This is a genomic window from Rugamonas brunnea, assembly GCF_014042345.1.
Classification (GTDB): Bacteria; Pseudomonadota; Gammaproteobacteria; order Burkholderiales; family Burkholderiaceae_D; genus Rugamonas; species Rugamonas brunnea.
In genome coordinates this window covers 29,182-49,715 of sequence record NZ_JACEZT010000007.1, presented here as the reverse complement: position 1 = coordinate 49,715, position 20,534 = coordinate 29,182, and the positions used below count along the sequence as shown (strand labels likewise).

Sequence of the window (20,534 nt, the reverse complement as noted above, 5' to 3'; positions counted from 1 at the left end):
AGGCGTTTCCGTTTTCTTCTTAAGGCAGCTTGCTGTGCGCTACGTGCGCGAGCAGGTCCGCGACCGAGGTTTGCATCGTGTCGGTGAACGGCGCGGGGTACAGGCCCATGGCCAGCACGGCCGCGGCCAGCAGGCCCAGCATTACGAACTCGCGGGCACCGATGTCGGTCAGCTCGGCCACGTGGTGGTTGGCCACCTTGCCGAAGATGACGCGCTTGGCCATCCACAGCGAGTAGGCGGCGCCGAAGATCAGCGCGGTGGCGGCGATCATGCCGATCCAGAAGTTGGCCTTGACGGCGCCCAGGATCACCATGAATTCACCCACGAAACCGGAGGTGGCGGGCAGACCGCAGTTGGCCATCGAGAAGAAGATGAACAGCGCGGCGAATTTCGGCATCTTGTTGACGACGCCACCGTAGTCGGCGATCTGGCGCGAGTGGGCGCGGTCGTACAGCACGCCGATGCACAGGAACATTGCGCCGGAGATGAAGCCGTGCGAGATCATCTGCACCAGGCCGCCCTGCACTGCCATGTCGTTAAACAGGAAGAAGCCCAGGGTGACGAAGCCCATGTGGGCGATCGACGAGTAAGCAACCAGCTTCTTCATGTCCTTCTGCACCAGGGCCACCAGGCCGATGTAGACCACGGCGATCAGCGACAGCGTGATGATGAAGTTGGCCATGTAGTGCGACGCGTCCGGGGTGATCGGCAGCGAGAAACGGACGAAACCGTAGGCGCCCAGCTTCAGCATGATGGCGGCCAGCACGGCGGAACCGCCGGTTGGCGCTTCCACGTGGACGTCGGGCAGCCAGGTGTGGACCGGGAACATCGGCACCTTGACGGCGAAGGCCATCAGGAAGGCGATGAAGATGAAGATCTGCTCACGCATCGTCAGCGGGGTGCGGTGCCAGGTCAGGATGTCGAACGAACCGCCGGACACGTTGTACAGGTAGATGATGGCGATCAGCGTCAGCAGCGAGCCGAAGAAGGTGTACAGGAAGAACTTGAACGACGCGTACACGCGGTTCTCGCCGCCCCAGATACCGATGATGATGTACATCGGGATCAGCGTGGCTTCGAAGAAGAAGTAGAACAGCAGGCCGTCCATGGCGCAGAACACGCCGATCATCAGGCCCGACAGGATCAGGAACGCGCCCATGTACTGGGCCACGCGCTTCTGGATCACTTGCCAGGCCGAGATCACGACGATCACGGTGATGAAGGCCGTCAGCGGCACGAACCACAGCGACAGGCCGTCGATGCCCAGCGAGTACAGGATGTTGAAGCGCTCGATCCACGGCGACTTCTCGACGAACTGCATGCCGTGGGCGGCGTTGTCGAAGTGGGAGATCAGCGGCAGGGTCAGCGCGAAGCTGACCAGCGAACCGATCAGCGAACCGACGCGCACCATGCCGGCGTTGCTGTCGCGGCCGAATGCCAGCACCAGCAAGCCGAAGGCGATCGGCACCCAGATCGCCAGGCTCAGGAACGGAGGTAATGTAGAAATTGACTGCATCATGGTTATCTTTATCTCTATGCGGTTCAGCTAATTAAGCGTGCCAAAACGGCAGGAAGTAGACCAGGAACCCCAGAATGCCGAGGATCATGATGAACGCGTAGTGGTAGATATAACCGGTCTGCGCCAGACGGGTCAGCGACGAGAACCACTCCACAACCTTGGCGCTGCCGTTCACGACGAGGCCGTCGATCAGCGTGCGGTCGCCCACGTTCCACAGGCCATTGCCCAGCAGGCGAGCGCCGCCGGCGAACACGGTCTCGTTGAACTTGTCCATGTAGTACTTGTTGTCCAGCAGCGTGTGGATGGCGCGGAACTTGTCGTAGAACCAGGCCGGCACGCGCGGGTTGATCATGTAGCAGTAGTAAGCCGAAGCCACACCAGCCAGGGCCAGCGCCAGCGGCAGCGAGGTGAACGCATGCATCGCCATGGCGACCGGACCGTGGAATTCCTCGCCCAGTTTTTCCATCGCGTGGTGGTTCTCGCCGACGAACACGACGCCGTTGAAGAACTTGCCGAACAGCATAGGACCGATGGTCAGGTAGCCGATGATGACCGATGGGATGGCCAGCATCACCAGCGGGAACCAGACCACGAATGGCGACTCGTGCGGCTTCTCGCCAGGGCCCAGGCCGTGGTGGCCGTGTGCGTCCTCTTCCTCTTCGTGGTGCGCGTCCGAATCGTGGGCGGCATGGTCGTCATGCGCGGCGGCAGCCGGCGCGTGGTGGTGGTCATGGCCGTGGGCCTTGCCGAAACGCTCTTCGCCGTGGAACACGAGGAAGTACATGCGGAACGAGTAGAACGCGGTCACGAACACGCCAGCCAGCACGGCGAAGTTGGCGAAGCCGGCGCCGGCGATGTGGGTTTCCGCCACGGCTTCGATGATCGAATCCTTGGAATAGAAACCGGAGAAGAACGGCGTGCCGATCAGGGCCAGCGAGCCGAGCAGCGAAGTGATCCAGGTGATCGGCATGTATTTACGCAGGCCGCCCATGTTGCGGATGTCCTGGTCGTGGTGCATGCCGATGATGACGGAACCGGCGCCCAGGAACAGCAGTGCCTTGAAGAAGGCGTGGGTCATCAGGTGGAACACGGCGATCGAGTAGGCCGAGGAACCGAGGGCCACGGTCATGTAGCCCAGCTGCGACAGGGTCGAGTAAGCGACCACGCGCTTGATGTCGTTCTGGATGATGCCCAGGAAGCCCATGAACAGGGCCGTGATCGAGCCGATCACCAACACGAACGACAGCGCCGTTTCCGACAGTTCGAACAGCGGCGACATGCGGGTCACCATGAAGATACCGGCCGTCACCATGGTGGCGGCGTGGATCAGTGCGGAGATCGGGGTCGGGCCTTCCATCGAGTCGGGCAGCCACACGTGCAGCGGGAACTGGGCCGATTTACCCATGGCGCCGATGAACAGGCAAATGCAGGCCACGGTCAGCAGCATCCAGTCCGTGCCCGGCAGGGTCAGGGCCGCCAGCGCTTCACGCTTGGCGAACACTTCCTGGTAGTTCATGGTGCCGGCGTAGGCCAGCAGCAGGCCGATGCCGAGGATGAAGCCGAAGTCGCCCACGCGGTTGACCAGGAAGGCCTTCATGTTGGCCACGATGGCCGTCGGACGGGTGTACCAGAAACCGATCAGCAGATACGAGACCAGACCCACCGCTTCCCAGCCGAAGAACAGCTGCAGGAAGTTGTTGGCCATCACCAGCATCAGCATCGAGAAGGTGAACAGCGAGATGTAGGCGAAGAAGCGGTTGTAGCCTTCATCTTCAGCCATGTAGCCGATCGTGTAGATGTGCACCATCAACGAGACAAACGTCACCACGCACATCATCATCGCCGACAGCGCGTCGATCTGGAAGCCCACTTCGAGCTTCAGGCCGGCCACCGTCATCCAGTTGTAGACGGTGCCGTTGTAACCGGCGCCGCCGATGACGTCTGACAGCGTCATCGCCGACAGAATGAATGCAATCAGCACGCCAAGAATCGTCGCGGTATGCGACGTCTTGCGGCCGACCATGTTCCCGAAGAATCGGGTTCCGAACAAGCCCGCGATCGCGGCGCCGGCCAGCGGCGCCAGGGGTACGGCAAGAAGGAGGTTAGGGTTTAGAGTTTGCCCCGCCATGATGAACCTTAATCGTTATTATTCGAGGTTGAAACTTAGCCTTTGAGGCTATCCAGGTCTTCCACATTGATGGTGTCCAGATTACGGAACATCACCACCAGGATCGCGAGGCCGATCGCCGATTCAGCGGCGGCCACGGTCAGGATGAAGAACACAAAGATTTGCCCGGCCGCGTCGCCCAGGTAATGCGAGAACGCGATGAAGTTCATGTTCACCGCCAGCAGCATCAGTTCGATGGCCATCAGCAGGATGATGATGTTCTTCCGGTTCAGGAAAATACCCACGATCGAGATCGCGAACAGAATCGCGCCAAGAACGAGGTAGTGAGCGAGCGATAAAGTCATGGTGCCTCCTTGTTTGCTGCACCGGCCTGTTCGCGGTTGGACACGGCTGCCACCTTGACGATGCGCAGACGGTCGTTACGCTTGACGCGCACTGCGTCAGCCGGGTCGAAGTACTTGGTGTCCTTGCGCTTGCGCAGCGTCAGGGCCACGGCGGCGACGATGGCCAGCAGCAGCACGGCGGCGGCGATCTCGAACGCGTAGATGTATTTGGTGTAGATCAGCAGGCCCAGTTCCTTGGTGCCGCCGATGTTGCCGGCGTTGGCCGGGCCCTGCGCCTCGAACGACAGGAAATTGCGCCACAGTACGGCGGCCATTTCCAGCACGATCACGACGCCGATGAAGCTGGCCAGCGGCAAGTAGCCCCAGAAGCCTTCGCGCATCTTGTCCATGTTGATGTCCAACATCATCACGACGAACAGGAACAGCACCATGACGGCGCCCACGTACACGAGCACCAGCACGATGGCGAGGAACTCGGCTTTCAGCAGCAGCCAGATGGCGGCGGCCGAGAAGAACGACAGCACCAGGAACAGTGCGGCGTGGACCGGATTGCGGGCCGTGATAACGCGGGTCGCGGCCAATATCATGATGGCCGAGAACACGTAGAACAAAGCAGTTTTAAATTCCATAACTAACCCAAGAGACGTACAGTTTATTGATCGGCAGATCACGCCCTGCCCTGCTCCACCGGAGCGGATTGGGCAGGACGGCGGCGATTAGCGGTAAGGAGCGTCGGCCGCGCGTGCCGCGGCGATCTGCTCTTCGTAACGATCGCCAACGGCCAGCAGCATCTCTTTCGTGTAGTACAGATCGCCGCGTTTTTCGCCGTGGTATTCCAGTACGTGCGTCTCGACGATCGAGTCGACCGGGCACGATTCTTCGCAGAAGCCGCAGAAGATGCACTTGGTCAGGTCGATGTCATAACGCGTGGTGCGGCGCGTACCGTCTTCGCGCTGCTCCGATTCGATCGAAATGGCCATCGCCGGGCACACCGCTTCGCACAGTTTGCAGGCGATGCAACGCTCTTCGCCGTTCGGATAACGGCGCAGCGCGTGCAGGCCGCGGAAGCGCGGCGACATCGGCGTCTTCTCTTCCGGGTACTGGATGGTGATCTTGCGCGAGAACATGTACTTGCCCGTCAGCGCCATCCCTTTGATCAGTTCGGTCAGCATGAAGCTGCCGAAGAAGTCCTTGATACGTTCCATTGTTCTCTTCCTTACTTCCAGATATTCCAGGATGTCTGCATCCAGCCTGCGACGAGGACCAGCCAAACCAGGGTCAACGGGATAAATACTTTCCAGCCCAGACGCATGATCTGGTCATAGCGGTAGCGCGGGAACGTGCCGCGTACCCAGATGAACAGGGAAACGATGCAGAACACCTTAGCGAACAACCAGAAGAAACCACCGAAACCGCCCCAGAATTCCAGGAACTTAAACGGTGCGGACCAGCCGCCCAGGAACATGATGGACGCCAGCGTGCCGATCAGGATCATGTTGGCGTACTCGGCCAGCATGAACATGGCGTAGGCCATACCCGAGTATTCAACCATGTGGCCGGCCACGATTTCCGATTCACCCTCGACCACGTCGAACGGGTGGCGGTTGGCTTCAGCCAGGCCCGAGGTCAGGTAGACCACGAACAGCGGCAGCAGCGGCAGCCAGTTCCACGACAGGAAGTTGACGCCCTGCTCGACGAAGTAGCCTTTTTGCTGGCCACCGACGATGTCGATGAAGTTCAGCGAACCGGACACCATCAGCACCACCACCAGCACGAAGCCCATCGGGATCTCGTAGGAGATCATCTGGGCCGAGGCGCGCATGGCGCCCATGAACGAGTACTTCGAGTTCGACGACCAGCCGGCGATGATGATGCCGTACACTTCCATCGAAGTGATCGCCATCAGCAGCAGCAGGCCGGCGTTGACGTTGGCCAGCACGGCTTCGGGACCGAACGGCACCACCGACCAGCATGCCAGTGCCGGCATGATGGTCATGATGGGGCCCAGCACGAACAGGCCGGGGTTGGCCTTGGTCGGCGTGATGATTTCCTTGAACAACAGCTTGAGCGCGTCGGCGATCGGCTGCAGCAGGCCGGCCGGACCAACGCGGTTCGGACCGACGCGGATCTGGATCCAGCCGATGAACTTACGCTCCCACAGGGTCAGGTAAGCAACCAGACCCATCAGAGGCATCAGCACGACGACGATCTTGATCATGGCCCACACCAGGGGCCAGATTGGCGCCAGCACGCTGGTGGCGCCGGCGTTGTTAATGGCGGTGACGAATTCAGGCAGAGCCATTATTTCCCCTCTCCTGCTTTTTCAACTGTGATGGAACCGAACATGCTGCCCAGGGCGGCGGTCGTCGGGTGAGCGGCGGCCACGCGCACGGCGTTGGCAGGCAGGCCGGCGTCGACGGCGGCCACCAGGATGGCGCTGCCGGAACCCTGGCTGACTTTGACCTTGTCGCCGGCCACCACGCCCAGCTGCTGGGCCAGTGCGCTGGACAGGTGCGCTTTCGGCGCGGCGGCGTCGGCCGTTTTTTGCAGCGACTCGGCGCGGCGCACGATGGCGTCGGCGAAGTAGATCGGCACGTCGGTCACGCGCTCAGGAGCATTACCGGCACCGAACGCGGCGGCGACTGGCGCGGCCTTGGCGGCGTTGTTCAGGCGGGCCGACACGTCGGTCACACCGGCGCCCAGCACTTCGTCGCGGACCGCTTCCGAGGTCTCGTAGTCGAAGCCGGACAGGCCCAGCACGTTGCCGAGCACGCGCAGCACTTTCCAGGCCGGACGGGTGTCGCCCAGCGGCTTGACGGTGCCGTTGAAGCTCTGTGCGCGGCCTTCGCAGTTGACGAAGGTGCCCGAGGTTTCGCTGAACGGCGACACCGGCAGCAGCACGTCGGCGTAGTCCATGCCGTGCTTGTAGGCCGACATCACGACCACCATGTCGGCGCGCTTGAGCGCGTCGGCGGCTTGCTGTGGGTTGACGGCGTCCAGTTGCGGCTCCACGTTGAGCAGCACGTAAGCCTGTTTCGGCGTGCTGAACACAGGGGCGGTGCCGCTGTTGGCGTTGGCGATGTAGGCGCCCACGGTGTTGGCCGCTTCGGTCAGCACGCCCAGCTTGGCGCCCGTCTGTTCAGCGATCCATTGCGCGGCAGCGTGCAGCGCGGCCGCTTGCGGATGTTGTACGGCGGCGTTACCGAGCAGCACAGCCTTGTTGTCACCGGACAGCAGGCTGGCGGCGATGGCGGCGGCCGTGTCAGACACGGTCACGGCCTCGAAGCCGGCTGGTGCAGCGATGTCCTTGGCCTTGGCCACGGCAGCGACAACTTGCGACAGCGCGGCCAGCCAGTCGGACGGCGCGGCGATCATCTTGTTGGCGATGGTGATCAGCTGGTCGTCGTCGGCGGCATGCAGGATGGACAGCTTGGCGCCGCCCTTCACTGCCGTGCGCAGGCGGGTGGCCAGCAGCGGGTGATCCTTGCGCAGGAACGAGCCGATCACGAAGGCGCGGTTCAGCTGCGCGAAATCGGCGATCGACATGCCCAGCCATGGCTTGACGTCGGCGGCCAGCGAGAAGTCGCTGTGGCGCAGGCGCGTGTCCACGCTGTCCGAGCCCATGGCGCGGGTCAGCTTTTGCAGCAGGTGCAGTTCTTCCAGCGTCGAGTGCGGCGTGGCCAGTGCGGCCAGCGCGTTGGCGCCGTGTTCATGCTTGATGTTCTTCAGGCCGTGCGCCACGTATTCGAGCGCCGTCTGCCAGTCCACTTCCTTCCATTCGCCGCCCTGCTTGAGCATGGGGGCGGTCAGGCGGTCGGCGGCGTCCAGGCCTTCGTACGAGAAGCGGTCCTTGTCGGAAATCCAGCACTCGTTGATGGCTTCGTTTTCCAGCGGCAGCACGCGCTTGACCTTGCCCTGCTTGACCTGAACGATCAGGTTGGCGCCCAGGCCGTCGTGCGGGCTGACCGATTTGCGGCGCGACAGTTCCCAGCTACGGGCGCTGTAACGGAACGGTTTCGACGTCAGCGCGCCGACCGGGCACAGGTCGATCATGTTGCCCGACATTTCGGAGGTGACGGTCTGGCCGACGAAGGCCGTGATTTCCGAGTGTTCGCCGCGGCCGATCATGCCCAGCTCCATCACGCCGGCCACTTCCTGGCCAAAGCGCACACAGCGGGTGCACTGGATGCAGCGCGACATTTCCTGCATGGAGACCAGCGGGCCGCCATCCTTGGGCGCCACCACGCGTTTCTCTTCCTCGTAGCGCGACTCGCCCTTGCCGTAACCGACGGCCAGGTCTTGCAGCTGGCATTCGCCGCCCTGATCGCAGATCGGGCAGTCCAGCGGGTGGTTAATCAGCAGGAATTCCATCACGGACCGCTGTGCCTGCACGGCCTTGTCGGACGCGGAGCGCACGATCATGCCGGCCGACACGGGCGTGGCGCAAGCGGGCAAAGGCTTGGGGGCCTTCTCCACTTCGACCAGGCACATGCGGCAGTTCGCTGCGATCGACAATTTCTTGTGATAGCAGAAGTGCGGAATGTAGGTTCCCAGTTTGTTGGCGGCGTCCATCACCATGCTACCAGCAGGGACTTCGACTTTTTTGCCGTCTATTTCGATTTCAACCATGGTGATCGTTACCTGACGCAGCTTAGATGTAAGCGGGCACTAAGCAATGCTTGTGCTCGACGTGATATTCAAATTCTTCGCGGAACTGTTTGACGAAAGCCCGCACCGGCATCGCCGCCGCATCGCCCAGCGCGCAGATGGTGCGGCCCTGGATGTTGTCGGCGATCGAGTTCAGCATATCCAGGTCCGACGCGCGGCCCTGGCCATGTTCGATACGATGCACCATGCGGTACATCCAGCCCGTGCCTTCGCGGCAAGGGGTGCATTGGCCGCACGACTCTTCAAAGTAGAAGTAGGACAGGCGTTCCAGCGCCTTGACCATGCAGCGCGTTTCATCCATCACGATCACGGCGCCCGAACCGAGCATGGAGCCGGCCTTGGCGATCGAATCGTAATCGAGGTCGGTGTCCATCATGATCTCGCCGCGGATCACCGGAGCGGACGAACCCCCGGGGATGACAGCCTTGATCTTCTTGCCACCGCGCATGCCGCCAGCCAGTTCCAGCAGCTTGGCGAACGGGGTGCCCAGCGGCACCTCGTAGTTGCCCGGCATGTTCACGTCGCCCGAGATCGAGAAGATCTTCGAGCCGCCGTTGTTCGGCTTGCCCATGCCCAGGTACTTCTCCGGGCCCATGTTCAGGATGAACGGGACGGCCGCGAAGGTTTCCGTGTTGTTGATGGTGGTCGGCTTGCCGTACAGGCCGAACGACGCGGGGAAAGGCGGCTTGAAGCGCGGCTGGCCCTTCTTGCCTTCCAGCGATTCGAGCAGCGCCGTTTCTTCGCCGCAGATATAGGCGCCGTAGCCGTGGTGCGCGTGCAGCTGGAAGCTGAACTCGCTGCCCATGATCTTGTCGCCCAGGAAGCCGGCGGCGCGCGCCTCTTCCAGCGCCTCTTCAAAGCGCAGGTATTCCTGGAAGATCTCGCCGTGGATGTAGTTGTAGCCCACGGTGATGCCCATGGCGTAGGCGCCGATGGCCATGCCTTCGATCAGCGCATGGGGGTTGTAGCGGATGATGTCGCGGTCCTTGAACGTACCTGGCTCGCCTTCGTCCGTGTTGCAGACCAGGTATTTCTGGCCCGGGAACTGGCGTGGCATGAAGCTCCACTTCAGGCCCGTGGGGAAGCCGGCGCCGCCGCGGCCGCGCAGCGAGGACGCTTTCAGGTCAGCGATGATCTGCTCGGGGGCGATCTTTTCTTGCAGGATGCGGCGCAGCGCGCTGTAGCCGCCGCGCTTGACGTAGTCTTCCAGATGCCAGTTCTGGCCATCCAGGCCGGCCAGGATGACCGGGTCGATGTGTCGGTTATGGAGTGACGTCATTTCTTGAGTTCCTCGACCAGGGCGTCGATCTTGTCGTTGGACATGAAGCTGCACATGCGGTGGTTGTTCACCAGCAGCACCGGCGCGTCGCCGCAGGCGCCCATGCACTCGCCTTCCATCAGCGTGAATTCGCCGTCGGCCGTCGTGTCGCGGTAGTCGATGCCCAGCTTTTCCTTCAGATGGTGGGCCGCGCGCTCACCGCCCGACAGGGCGCATGGCAGGTTGGTGCACACGGTGATCTTGTGCTTGCCGACCGGCTTGAGGTTGTACATATTGTAGAAAGTGGCCACTTCCTGCACGGCGATGGCCGGCATACGGATGTAGTCCGCCAGTTCCTGCATCACTTCGGGCGAGATCCAGCCCAGCTCAACCTGGGCGTGGGCCAGCGAGGCCATCACGGCCGACTGGCGCTGGTCTTCCGGGTACTTGGCCAGCTCGCGGTCGATTTTTTTGTAGCACTGCTCTGATAACAACATACTTTTGCCTTTCGGACTGTCTTTTCGCTTAGCGGTCGATTTCGCCGAAAACGATATCCTGGGTACCAATGATGGTCACGGCGTCGGCGATCATGTGGCCGCGCGCCATTTCGTCCAGCGATTGCAGGTGGGCATAGCCCGGTGCGCGGATCTTCATGCGGTACGGCTTGTTGGCGCCGTCCGACAGCAGGTAGATGCCGAACTCGCCCTTCGGGTGCTCGACGGCGCTGTACGCTTCGCCCGGCGGCACGTGGAAACCTTCCGTGAACAGCTTGAAATGGTGGATCAGCGACTCCATGTTGGTCTTCATGTCGACGCGCGATGGTGGCGCCACCTTGCGGTTGCTCGACATGACGGGACCCGGATTGTTGCGCAGCCATTCCACGCACTGCTTCATGATGCGGTTGGACTGGCGCATCTCTTCGATACGGACCAGGTAACGGTCGTAGCAGTCGCCGTTGGTGCCGACCGGCACGTCGAAGTCCATCAGGTCGTACACTTCGTACGGCTGGTGCTTGCGCAAGTCCCAGGCGATGCCCGAGCCGCGCAGCATGGCGCCGGTGAAGCCCATGGCCAGCGCATCTTCGGGCTTGACCACGCCGATGCCCACGGTACGCTGTTTCCAGATCCGGTTGTCGGTCAGCAGCGTCTCGTACTCGTCCACATAGGTCGGGAAGCGGCGCGTGAAGTCCTCGATGAAGTCGAGCAGCGAACCCTGGCGGTTCTCGTTCAGCGCGGCGATCTTCTTGTCGCTGCGGATGATCGACTTCTGGTGCTGCGGCATGGCGTCCGGCAGGTCGCGGTAGACGCCGCCCGGACGGTAGTAGGCCGCGTGCATGCGGGCGCCGGACACGGCTTCGTAGCAGTCCATCAGGTCTTCACGGTCGCGGAACGCGTACAGGAAGGGGCCCATGGCGCCCACGTCGAGCGCGTGCGCGCCCAGCCACAGCAGGTGGTTCAGCAGACGGGTGATCTCGTCGAACATGACGCGGATGTATTGCGCGCGCAGCGGCACTTCCACGCCCAGCAGCTTCTCGATCGCCATCACGTAGGCGTGCTCGTTGCACATCATCGACACGTAGTCGAGACGGTCCATGTAAGGCACGGACTGCAGGTAGGTCTTCTGCTCGGCCAGCTTCTCGGTGCCGCGGTGCAGCAGGCCGATGTGCGGGTCGGCGCGCTGGATCACTTCACCGTCCAGCTCCAGCACCAGGCGCAGCACGCCGTGCGCGGCCGGGTGTTGCGGACCAAAGTTCAGGGTGTAGTTTTTAATTTCGGCCATTATTTCGTCCCGTAATTTTCTTCGCGGATCACGCGCGGTACATTTTCACGCGGCTCGATCGTCACAGGCTGGTAGATCACACGCTTCTGTTCCGGGTCGTAACGCATCTCGACATAGCCCGACACCGGGAAGTCCTTGCGGAACGGATGGCCGATGAAGCCGTAGTCGGTCAGGATGCGGCGCAGGTCGTTGTGGCCGTCGAACAGGATGCCCATCACGTCGAACGCTTCGCGCTCGTACCAGTTGGCGGTGCGCCACAGGCTGGTCACGGAAGGCAGCAGCGGCATGTCGTCGTCGGCGGCGAACACGCGCACGCGCACGCGCCAGTTGTTCTTCACGGACAGCAGGTGCACGACGACGGCGAAACGCTGGCCATCCCAGGCGCCTTCGCCGTAGTTGAGGTAGTCGACGCCGCACAGGTCGATCAGCTGGTCGAAGCCCAGCGCCTTGTCGTCGCGCAGCGTCTGCATCACGCCGAAGTAATCGGCGGCCTTGACCACCAGGGTGATCTCGCCCAGCGCCACGGTGGTGCTAACGCGATCGCCCAGGGCGGAGCCGAGGGCGTTTTGCAGTGTTTCCAAATGTGTAGTCATAGTTGATGCGCCCCGTTAGCGTGCGATCGTATTGGTGCGCTTGATCTTGTTTTGCAGCTGCATGATGCCGTACAGCAGAGCCTCGGCCGTCGGCGGGCAGCCCGGCACGTAGACGTCGACCGGAACGATGCGGTCGCAACCGCGCACCACGGAGTAGGAGTAGTGGTAGTAGCCGCCGCCGTTGGCGCAGGAACCCATCGAGATCACCCAGCGCGGTTCTGGCATCTGGTCGTAGACCTTGCGCAGCGCGGGGGCCATCTTGTTGCACAGGGTGCCGGCCACGATCATCACGTCGGACTGGCGTGGCGAGGGACGGAACACGACGCCGAAGCGGTCCATGTCGTAACGGGCCGCGCCCACGTGCATCATCTCAACCGCGCAGCAGGCCAGACCGAACGTCATCGGGAACATCGAACCCGTACGCGCCCAGTTGATCAGCTTGTCGGCCGAGGTGGTGATAAAACCTTCGTTTAATACGCCTTCAATAGCCATGGCTTATTCCCAATCAAGGGCACCTTTCTTCCAGATATACCAAAAACCGACCACGAATTCGGCGATGAACACCATCATCGTCACGAAGCCGGCCCAGCCCAGTTCGCGCATGGAGACGCCCCACGGGAAGAAGAATGCCGTTTCCAGATCGAACAAAATAAAGAGGATCGCGACCAGGTAGTACCGGACGTCGAATTTCATGCGCGCGTCTTCGAAAGCTTCGAAACCGCATTCATAGGGGGAGAGTTTTGCAAAGTCAGGCTTGTTGGGCCCGAGCAGGTGACCCAGGACTTGGGGCAGGATACCAACGCCGAGACCGACGAGGATGAACAACAGGACGGGGAAGTAATTTTCGAGGTTCACGATTGATAAGCTTGATGTTGAACGATCGGTTGAAGGACACACTGCAGTGTTGCGGTATTGCGTTGCAGTGATCTTAACGTCCGACCCAAATCAACAGCTTAGACCAGGATCGAACGACACATCCTCGTAAAAAAGCCAGCTTAGGTACTACCTTTGCTGGCCTCTAATTTTTGGTGCCGACGACGAGACTCGAACTCGTACAGCTTGCGCCACTACCCCCTCAAGATAGCGTGTCTACCAATTTCACCACGTCGGCATTCATTAAGGCCGCTATTCTACTGTGTTTTGCGCACTTTGTTAATGCGAATTGCACTAAAACAAGGAAGAAAAACGATAAATCTTTACTGAATCTCACTTTGGATTGTTTTGACAGCTTTCACTGCCAAAACAATAGGCAAGACGTTTACTGTATTACAAAAGACTGACTATTTGCTTACTTCGGAATCGAGGCGGCGGGAGCAGGTGCGACCGGGGCCGGTGCTGCAGGCGCGGCGGCAGCAGGCGCCGTCGTTGCCGGGATGGCCGCTGCGCCGCCAGCCGGCGCGGCCGGTGCTGGTGCTGGTGCAGGTGCAGGTGCCACCACCTTGTCCATCACGCCGCCGCTGACGCCGGTGCCGCTATGCGTTTGCAGGAACGACAGGCCCAGCGTGGCGCTGAAGAACAGGATTGCGGCCACGGCGGTCGACTTGGACATAAAGTTCGACGAACCGGAGGCGCCGAACAGGCTGCCCGAGGCGCCGGAACCGAAGGCGGCGCCCATGTCGGCGCCCTTACCATGCTGCATCAGCACCAGGCCGATGATGGCCAGCGCCGACAGGACTTGCACTACAACGATCAGATTGTACAAAGTGTTCATGTTGTTTCGTTCTCAGATTAAATAAGTTTCAAGCACTACCCTGCCCCGCCACGCGCTCAGTGCGCGTGGATGATGGCCAGGAAATCAGCCGCCTTCAATGCCGCACCGCCAATCAGGCCGCCATCGATGTCGGGCATGGACAGCAATTCCTTGGCGTTGTCCGGCTTCATGCTGCCGCCGTACAGGATGTGCACGCCAGCTGCCGCCTGGCCATCCTTTTCCGCCAGTTGGGCACGCAGCACCTGGTGCACGTCCTGCGCCATTTGCGGCGTGGCCGTCTTGCCGGTGCCGATTGCCCACACCGGCTCGTAGGCGACCACGATCTTCGCCACATCGCCGGCACTGATGGCTTCCAGCACGGCGCCCAATTGCTCGCGCACAACCGCGTTGGTCTGGCCCGCTTCGCGCTCGGCCAGCGTTTCCCCGACGCATACCACCGGCGTCAAACCGGCGGCCAGCGCGGCCACGGCCTTCTTCGCCACCAGTTCGCTGCTTTCGTGATGGTAGGCGCGGCGTTCCGAGTGGCCGACCAGCACATAGCGGCAAGCGAAATCGGCCAGCATGGCGGCCGATACTTCGCCCGTATAGGCGCCGGCCGCATGGGCCGACACGTCCTGTGCACCCCAGGCGATGGCCGAGCCCTGCAGGGCCGCCTGGCACTGGGCCAGGTAAGGCGCGGGGGCGCAGACCGCGCAAGCTGCGCCGGAGGCGGTCAAACCAGCGGCGATACCGGCCAACAACTCCGCATTGCCGGCACGGCTGCCGTTCATTTTCCAATTACCGATGACGAGTTTGCGTCGCATAGTAGCCTAATTTTTTATTAACCCGTTATTCTAACGTGCGGCCGGAAGGCCGGTCAAACCAGCGGCATGCGCCGCAAGCCAAAAATTGATAAATTGATACAAATTCGCAGCATTCCCGCCCAAACCGTATCAAATCACCTGCAACATGATTTTGCCCACGTGGGTGCTGCGCTCCATCAGCGCGTGGGCTTCGGCCGCCTGCTCCAGCGGGAACACTTCGTAGATCACGGGCTTGATCTTGCCCGCTTCAAACATCGGCCACACGCGCTGCTTGAGCTGGGCCGCGATCGCCGCCTTGAAGGCGACGGAGCGGGGCCGCAGCGTGGAACCGGTGATGGTCAGGCGACGGCGCAACACCTGGCCCAGGTCCACCGTGGCCTTGGCGCCGCCCAGCAGCGCGATCAGGGAAATGCGGCCATCGTCGGCCAGGCAGGCGATTTCGCGCGGCAGGTAGTCGCCGCCCACCATGTCGAGGATCACGTCCACGCCGCGGTCGTTGGTGAGCGACTTGGCCAGCGCAGCGAAATCCTCGGTCTTGTAATTGATGCCGCGTTCGGCGCCCAGTTGCTCGCAGGCGCGCGCCTTGTCGTCGCTGCCGGCCGTGGCAAACACGCGGTGGCCCATGGCGGCGGCCAGCTGGATCGCCGTCACGCCGATGCCGGAGGTGCCGCCCTGCACCAGCAAGGTCTCGCCGCCGCGCAGGTGGGTGCGGTCGAACACATTGCTCCATACGGTGAAATAATTTTCCGGCAGCGACGCGGCCTCCAGCGCCGACAAGCCGCGCGGCACGGGCAGGCATTGCTGCACGGGCGCCACGCAGTACTCAGCGTAACCGCCGCCCTGCACCAGCGCACACACCATGTCGCCGCGCGTGAAATCGCTGCCGGACATGTCGCCGTCGACGATCTCGCCGGCCACCTCCAGGCCCGGCAGGTCGGACGCGCCCGGCGGCGGCGCGTAGCTGCCCAGGCGCTGGAACACGTCGGGCCGGTTGATGCCGGCCGCATGCACCTTGATCAGCACTTCGCCCGCCTTAACGGCCGGCATCGGACGTTCGCACAGTTTCAGTACATCGGCCGGGCCCGGCTTGGTGATCTCGATCGCACGCATATCGCTTCCCTCGTGATTGGCAAGCGAAGATTGTACTTCAGGGCGGCGTTGCGCGCAGGCCGTTGCCGCCCGCCCTCCCCCTCTCCCGCTCAGCCGCCGCCCGTGCGCGACTGGCGCGGCAGCGGCGTGTTCGGCTTCCATGCGGCCGACAAGGCCTGCCCTTCCTCGATCTGCTCCTGGGTCATGCTGCGCAGCACGGCAGCGCGCTGCTCGGCGGCGTTGGCGGAACCGCCGGCCGCCGCCAGGTTCCACAGCATGTAGGCGATCACGTTGTCCTGCGGCATGCCGCCGATGTGGTAGCGGTACATCAGCCCCAGCACCTGCTGCGCCTCCGCATGGCCCTGCTCGGCCGCCTTGCGGAACCAGACGATCGCCTGCTTGTGGTCCTGGATCACGGCGTTGCCCGTGTAGTACATGGCGCCCACCACGTACTGCGCGTCGGCCTTGCCCTGCAGCGCCGCCTTGCGGTGCCATTCGAGCGCCTGTTTGTAGTCCTGCGGCACGCCGCGGCCCATGTAGTACATCAGGCCCAGCAGGTGCTCGGCGTCGGCATTGCCGGCCTTGGCCAGCGGCACGATTTCGCGGTAGGCGAGCGCGTAGTTCTTGCTGTTGTAGGCCATCGCGCCTTCGGCGAAGCCGGCGTACGCGGCCTGTTGCATGGCCAACAGCAAACAGAGCGCAAAAAGTATTTTTTTCATGTTGCGTTTGTAGGTGTAAGTCTGACTGTTCATCATCGCGGCGCCCGCCTTATTTCCAGCTGACCTTGCCCAGGCCGTCCACGCTCACGTGGCGGTTGGCCGGCTTGCCATACACGGTGACGGAACCGAGGCCGCTCAGGTTGAGCGTGACGTCGTTGCGGGCGGTGACGGTGGCGTTGCCCAGTCCGCTCAGGTCCACGTCCACCGCGTCGGCCTGGAATTGCTGCGCATTCAGGCCGCCCAGCCCGCCCAGCGAGGCGCGCAACAGCTTGCTGCGCCCGCCCAGCGTGATGTAGCCGGCGCCATGCATGTCGAGCTCGACCAGCTCGTTCTCGCTGACCCACAAATGCATGCTGCCCACGCCGCCCAGGTTGGCCTTCACCTTCTTGTAGTCGCCCGCCACCTTCATGGAGCCGGCCCCGTCCAGCGTCAACTCCAGCTCGTCGCCCATGAAGCCGTTGACCTCCGTCGTGCCCACGCCTTCCGACACCACCTGGCGCAGGGCCGGCAACACCAGCTCGGCCCGCGCGCCCGAGCGGTTCACCTTGACGCCATGGCTTTCCGTGTCCAGGTGCAAGGTGTCGCCCGTTTGCGCGGCTGTGATCTTCGCCATGGTGCGCTTGTCGGCCACGATGGTGAGCGACGGCTGCGCGCCGCGGGTGACCTTGAGGTCGAGCACGCCGTCAAGCAGCACCCGCTCCACGCGTCCGTCGATGGTGCGCGACTCGGTGACGTAGTCGTCGGCGGCCTGGGCGCGGTTGCACAGCGTACAGAAGACAGCCAGCAGCAGGCTGAAAGGGAGCAGTTTTTTCATTTGAATGATTTCCTCGGATTTCCTCGGCTTGCCTCTCGGGATTACCGGTCGTGGATGCGGATCGTCGCCCAATGTAGCAGAGCCCGTGACCGGGCGCGACAGATTGCGATGAACTGCACAAAACGCGGCACAGAGTGCCGAAATCGGTCCTCCGCGCCGCTGTCGGAATTCCTGACAGTGGTGGGCCTGCCCCGCCGCCATCCGGGCGCCATCCCTGCGCAACCACGGGCATAGCCATGGGCACGGCCGCGCTCGGCACGGCTTATGCGTGCCCCCATCCGGGGCCGCCCGGCCCGCGTTGCAACCTGCTGCATGCTTTGGAAAGGAGTTGGTATGTCCACCGATCATTCGTATCGCCGCCGCATCACCGGCACCACCATCGGCCTCCGCACCGGCCGTCCTTGCCTGCCTGGCCGGCGCTGGCTGGCGCCACTGCTGGCCGTGCTGGCCCTGGCGGCCAGCGGCCCCAGCCAGGCATTCTGTCCAAAGAATGGCTTCGTCTGTTTCATCACGTCCAAATCGGCGGGCAGCCTGACCCACCAGGACATCACCCAGCGCGGCATCGAGGAACTCGACAAGCGCTATTTCGCCGTGCCCAAACTGACCACGTCCATGCAAAAGGCGCTCGACCGCATCATCGAGGCCGACGCCAAGGTGGACGAGGACCAGACCAGCTCGGCCAAGCACTTCGATGGCGAAAATGCTCCCGGCGCGCAACTGCGGCTGGCCACGCTCAAGCAGAACGTGCTGGACGCGCTGCGCAGCGATCCCATCAACGCCACCGGCGCGCGCGACAACCTCGGCGGCGCCCTGCACACCATCCAGGACTTCTACTCGCACAGCAACTGGGTGGAGATGGGCAACGGCGGCGCCAACCCGGACGTGGGCCGCCCCACCCCGCTCGCCTTCGCCGGCCCCGGCGTGACCACCTGCTCCGGCTTCACGGACACCGGCCTGACCTGCGCCAATTCGTCCAACCTGGTCGGCTCCCTGCTCACCAGCGGCTATTACGGCGGCGAGGACCGCGTCAAGCCGGGCAACTTCAAGTGCAGCCACGGCGGCCCGCTCGACAAGAGTTCCAAATCGAGCGACCTGCTCGGCTACTTCCGCGAAGGCATCAACAAGGACACGCTGTACTGCGACATCTCGCCCCACAGCACCTTCCACAACACGGCCGCCGGCGCCGCCATCGCCGCCACCCAGCAGTTCGTGGAAGACATCAAGGCCGAGATCACGCCGGCCCAGCTCAAGGCGCTGCTAGGCGCCGGCCCTACGCTGGCGTTCGCCATCGACACCACCGGCAGCATGGGCGACATCATCGCCGGCGTGCGCAATTCGGCCACCAGCATCGTCAACGCCCGCCTGGGCACGGACGAGGAGCCGCTGCAATATGTGCTGGCCCCGTTCAACGATCCGGACACCGGCCCCAACCTGGCCACCAACGACGCCACCGCGTTCAAGGCCGCCATCTCCGCGCTGGACGCGTCCGGCGGCGGCGATTGTCCTGAACTGGCCATGACCGGCATCTACAACGGCCTGTCGCTGGCCGATCCCGGCGGCGACCTGTTCATGTACACGGACGCGGCGGCCAAGGATGGCGCGCTGGCCAGCGCCGTGATCGGCCTGGCCAAGAGCAAGGACATCAAGATCTACCCACTGCTGTTCGGCCGCTGCTCGCCGATCACGCCCGGCTTCCTCCAGGCGGCGTCCGAAACGGGCGGCCAGGTGTTCTTCCTGTTCCGCGGCGAAGCCGGCACCGTGACCCAGCTGGCCGATCTGGTAGCCCGCAACAACGCGGTGCAGATCCTGTCCGTGCAGGACCAGTTCCCCGTGCACAAGACCTACGCCGTGCCGGTCGACGCCAGCCTGACGCGGCTCACCGTGTCCGTCAGCACGGCTGTGCAAGGCTTGCCGCCGTTCGTGCACCTGGTGCGCCCGGACGGCGTGGTGATCGACGCCAGCACGGCCACCGCCTTCCTCAACCTGAGCAGCGGCGCCATCATCTCGATCGACCATCCGATGCCGGGGCCGTGGCAGCTGACCGTGGGCGATACGTCCAGCCTGATGTACGTGAACGTGAGCGGCATCGCCGGCCTCGCGTTCAGCTCGTTCAAGCTGGCCCGCTTCGGCGCCCAGCCGCCGCACCAGGGCTTGCTGGCCATCGACGGCGAACCGGGGCCGGGCCAGTCGCTGTACGCACTGGCGGCCTTGAAGGAATTGAGCAGCGCGCCCCAATTCCAGTTGCGACGCAAGGACTACAGCCTGATCGCCCCGCTGGCGCTGGAGCAGGACGCCACCGACGGCGGCCTGTACTTCGGCCCCATCACCGTGCCCAACGGTCCGTTCCTGGCCTACGCCACCGGCACCGACAGCGCCGGTTATCCGTTCCAGCGCCTGGTGAGCCTGACGGTGACGCCGCAGACCATCTCGCTCAAGCCGCCGGCGCCGCAAGATTTGCGCCCCGGCATGACGACCACGCTGACCTACCAGGTGCGCAACGACGGCGCGCCCGCCACCTTCAGCTTCGCCGCCACCGACGACCAGCACTACGTCGGCAACATCAGTCCCGCCAGCCTGACGCTGGGCACGGGCGAGACGGGCAACGTGACGGTGCAATTGACACCGCCCGCCAGCGCCCGCATCGGCAGCGCCGACAACCTGACGGCCGCCGTCCAAAGCACCACCGATCCCCTGGTGCACAACAGCGCCACGCTGACCAGCTTCGTGACGGGCGCGGCGCAGGTATTGGGCAAACCCAATTTCATCGCTGAAATCATCGGCCAGGAAACGGTGGCGCCCGGCGTGACCGGCATCGACCTGCGCTTCACCAACACCGGCGCCGGCACCGCGCAGAACATGACGCTGGCCGCGCTGGCCTTGCGCACACTCAGCGGCACCGGCACGGTCACGCTTAACACGGCCTTGTCGCCCGCGCTGCCCTTCGTCACCCCCAACGTCGACGTGGGCAGTTTCTTCACCGTGCGGCTCACGTTCAACACGCCGGCCGGCGTGCAGCGCTTCAGCGTGGGCGAGACCGGCACCGTGTCCGACATCGCGGGCGTGTCCTACGCCTACGCAGCGGCCCAGGCCGTGATGCAGAAGTGACCTC

At 63.2% G+C, this 20,534-nt stretch carries 19 protein-coding genes and 1 tRNA gene; 1 reads left to right on the top strand and 19 read right to left on the bottom strand.

The annotated features are described in order from the left end of the window. Positions 1-19: 19 nt before the first annotated feature. From H3H37_RS12100 to H3H37_RS12010, 19 genes are all read right to left on the bottom strand, one after another. Positions 20-1,519, bottom strand: coding sequence for an NADH-quinone oxidoreductase subunit M (locus H3H37_RS12100; RefSeq protein WP_182162739.1), 1,500 nt, complete (start codon positions 1,517-1,519; stop codon positions 20-22). Positions 1,520-1,550: 31 nt separating this feature from the next. Beyond that, positions 1,551-3,647, bottom strand: coding sequence for an NADH-quinone oxidoreductase subunit L (gene nuoL, locus H3H37_RS12095; protein WP_182162737.1), 2,097 nt, complete (start codon positions 3,645-3,647; stop codon positions 1,551-1,553). 35 nt (positions 3,648-3,682) lie between these two features. Then, positions 3,683-3,991, bottom strand: coding sequence for an NADH-quinone oxidoreductase subunit NuoK (gene nuoK, locus H3H37_RS12090; RefSeq protein WP_090314441.1), 309 nt, complete (start codon positions 3,989-3,991; stop codon positions 3,683-3,685). Then, positions 3,988-4,620 (bottom strand): NADH-quinone oxidoreductase subunit J, encoded by a 633-nt coding sequence (locus tag H3H37_RS12085; protein ID WP_182162735.1) that lies wholly within the window; start codon positions 4,618-4,620, stop codon positions 3,988-3,990. Before H3H37_RS12085 ends, nuoK begins: the two co-directional genes overlap by 4 nt. A gap of 87 nt (positions 4,621-4,707) precedes the next feature. Next, positions 4,708-5,196, bottom strand: coding sequence for an NADH-quinone oxidoreductase subunit NuoI (gene nuoI / locus H3H37_RS12080; protein ID WP_182162733.1), 489 nt, complete (start codon positions 5,194-5,196; stop codon positions 4,708-4,710). Positions 5,197-5,207: 11 nt separating this feature from the next. Beyond that, positions 5,208-6,293 (bottom strand): NADH-quinone oxidoreductase subunit NuoH, encoded by a 1,086-nt coding sequence (gene nuoH, locus H3H37_RS12075; protein ID WP_182162731.1) that lies wholly within the window; start codon positions 6,291-6,293, stop codon positions 5,208-5,210. Further along, positions 6,293-8,620, bottom strand: coding sequence for an NADH-quinone oxidoreductase subunit NuoG (nuoG, locus tag H3H37_RS12070; RefSeq protein ID WP_182162729.1), 2,328 nt, complete (start codon positions 8,618-8,620; stop codon positions 6,293-6,295). The genes nuoH and nuoG overlap by 1 nt, the downstream gene beginning before the upstream one ends. 22 nt (positions 8,621-8,642) lie before the next feature. Further along, positions 8,643-9,938: an NADH-quinone oxidoreductase subunit NuoF gene (gene nuoF, locus H3H37_RS12065; RefSeq protein ID WP_182162727.1), complete on the bottom strand. Its 1,296-nt coding sequence runs from the start codon at positions 9,936-9,938 to the stop codon at positions 8,643-8,645. Beyond that, positions 9,935-10,414 (bottom strand): NADH-quinone oxidoreductase subunit NuoE, encoded by a 480-nt coding sequence (nuoE, locus tag H3H37_RS12060; RefSeq protein WP_182155786.1) that lies wholly within the window; start codon positions 10,412-10,414, stop codon positions 9,935-9,937. Before nuoE ends, nuoF begins: the two co-directional genes overlap by 4 nt. A 28-nt stretch (positions 10,415-10,442) precedes the next feature. Beyond that, a complete protein-coding gene (locus tag H3H37_RS12055) occupies positions 10,443-11,696 on the bottom strand; it encodes an NADH-quinone oxidoreductase subunit D (RefSeq protein WP_182162725.1) in 1,254 nt (417 codons plus the stop codon). Continuing rightward, entirely contained in the window at positions 11,696-12,289 is a 594-nt protein-coding gene (locus tag H3H37_RS12050) for an NADH-quinone oxidoreductase subunit C (protein WP_182162723.1), read from the bottom strand. The genes H3H37_RS12055 and H3H37_RS12050 overlap by 1 nt, the downstream gene beginning before the upstream one ends. Positions 12,290-12,304: 15 nt before the next feature. Beyond that, positions 12,305-12,781: a NuoB/complex I 20 kDa subunit family protein gene (locus tag H3H37_RS12045; protein ID WP_008450353.1), complete on the bottom strand. Its 477-nt coding sequence runs from the start codon at positions 12,779-12,781 to the stop codon at positions 12,305-12,307. 3 nt (positions 12,782-12,784) lie between these two features. Beyond that, positions 12,785-13,144 (bottom strand): NADH-quinone oxidoreductase subunit A, encoded by a 360-nt coding sequence (locus H3H37_RS12040; RefSeq protein ID WP_182162722.1) that lies wholly within the window; start codon positions 13,142-13,144, stop codon positions 12,785-12,787. A gap of 171 nt (positions 13,145-13,315) precedes the next feature. Beyond that, positions 13,316-13,400 (bottom strand) — tRNA-Leu (locus tag H3H37_RS12035). A 177-nt stretch (positions 13,401-13,577) separates the two neighbouring features. Beyond that, on the bottom strand, positions 13,578-14,000 hold the full coding sequence (gene secG, locus H3H37_RS12030; protein ID WP_182162720.1) for a preprotein translocase subunit SecG: 423 nt from the start codon (positions 13,998-14,000) through the stop codon (positions 13,578-13,580). Between the two features lie 56 nt (positions 14,001-14,056). Then, positions 14,057-14,803, bottom strand: a complete 747-nt coding sequence (gene tpiA, locus H3H37_RS12025) for a triose-phosphate isomerase (RefSeq protein WP_182162718.1) — start codon at positions 14,801-14,803, stop codon at positions 14,057-14,059. Positions 14,804-14,932: 129 nt separating this feature from the next. Beyond that, complete coding sequence (locus H3H37_RS12020) at positions 14,933-15,913, bottom strand: NAD(P)H-quinone oxidoreductase (RefSeq protein WP_182162716.1); 981 nt, start codon at positions 15,911-15,913, stop codon at positions 14,933-14,935. 89 nt (positions 15,914-16,002) lie between these two features. After that, positions 16,003-16,611 carry a tetratricopeptide repeat protein gene (locus tag H3H37_RS12015; RefSeq protein WP_182162714.1) on the bottom strand — a complete coding sequence of 203 codons (609 nt, stop codon included), beginning with the start codon at positions 16,609-16,611 and terminating at the stop codon, positions 16,003-16,005. A 49-nt stretch (positions 16,612-16,660) separates the two neighbouring features. Further along, positions 16,661-17,425: a GIN domain-containing protein gene (locus H3H37_RS12010; RefSeq protein ID WP_182162712.1), complete on the bottom strand. Its 765-nt coding sequence runs from the start codon at positions 17,423-17,425 to the stop codon at positions 16,661-16,663. A 333-nt stretch (positions 17,426-17,758) separates the two neighbouring features. On the opposite strand from H3H37_RS12010, the gene H3H37_RS12005 reads away from it, so the two are divergent. Beyond that, positions 17,759-20,530 carry a vWA domain-containing protein gene (locus tag H3H37_RS12005; protein ID WP_229218794.1) on the top strand — a complete coding sequence of 924 codons (2,772 nt, stop codon included), beginning with the start codon at positions 17,759-17,761 and terminating at the stop codon, positions 20,528-20,530. The last annotated feature ends 4 nt before the right edge of the window (positions 20,531-20,534 follow it).

Coding starts and splice junctions, on each gene's coding strand:
- H3H37_RS12100 (WP_182162739.1), bottom strand. CDS start 1,519: ATGATGCAGTCAATTTCTACATTACCTCCGTTCCTGAGCCTGGCGATC.
- nuoL (WP_182162737.1), bottom strand. CDS start 3,647: ATGGCGGGGCAAACTCTAAACCCTAACCTCCTTCTTGCCGTACCCCTG.
- nuoK (WP_090314441.1), bottom strand. CDS start 3,991: ATGACTTTATCGCTCGCTCACTACCTCGTTCTTGGCGCGATTCTGTTC.
- H3H37_RS12085 (WP_182162735.1), bottom strand. CDS start 4,620: ATGGAATTTAAAACTGCTTTGTTCTACGTGTTCTCGGCCATCATGATA.
- nuoI (WP_182162733.1), bottom strand. CDS start 5,196: ATGGAACGTATCAAGGACTTCTTCGGCAGCTTCATGCTGACCGAACTG.
- nuoH (WP_182162731.1), bottom strand. CDS start 6,293: ATGGCTCTGCCTGAATTCGTCACCGCCATTAACAACGCCGGCGCCACC.
- nuoG (WP_182162729.1), bottom strand. CDS start 8,620: ATGGTTGAAATCGAAATAGACGGCAAAAAAGTCGAAGTCCCTGCTGGT.
- nuoF (WP_182162727.1), bottom strand. CDS start 9,938: ATGACGTCACTCCATAACCGACACATCGACCCGGTCATCCTGGCCGGC.
- nuoE (WP_182155786.1), bottom strand. CDS start 10,414: ATGTTGTTATCAGAGCAGTGCTACAAAAAAATCGACCGCGAGCTGGCC.
- H3H37_RS12055 (WP_182162725.1), bottom strand. CDS start 11,696: ATGGCCGAAATTAAAAACTACACCCTGAACTTTGGTCCGCAACACCCG.
- H3H37_RS12050 (WP_182162723.1), bottom strand. CDS start 12,289: ATGACTACACATTTGGAAACACTGCAAAACGCCCTCGGCTCCGCCCTG.
- H3H37_RS12045 (WP_008450353.1), bottom strand. CDS start 12,781: ATGGCTATTGAAGGCGTATTAAACGAAGGTTTTATCACCACCTCGGCC.
- secG (WP_182162720.1), bottom strand. CDS start 14,000: ATGAACACTTTGTACAATCTGATCGTTGTAGTGCAAGTCCTGTCGGCG.
- tpiA (WP_182162718.1), bottom strand. CDS start 14,803: ATGCGACGCAAACTCGTCATCGGTAATTGGAAAATGAACGGCAGCCGT.
- H3H37_RS12020 (WP_182162716.1), bottom strand. CDS start 15,913: ATGCGTGCGATCGAGATCACCAAGCCGGGCCCGGCCGATGTACTGAAA.
- H3H37_RS12015 (WP_182162714.1), bottom strand. CDS start 16,611: ATGAAAAAAATACTTTTTGCGCTCTGTTTGCTGTTGGCCATGCAACAG.
- H3H37_RS12010 (WP_182162712.1), bottom strand. CDS start 17,425: ATGAAAAAACTGCTCCCTTTCAGCCTGCTGCTGGCTGTCTTCTGTACG.
- H3H37_RS12005 (WP_229218794.1), top strand. CDS start 17,759: ATGTCCACCGATCATTCGTATCGCCGCCGCATCACCGGCACCACCATC.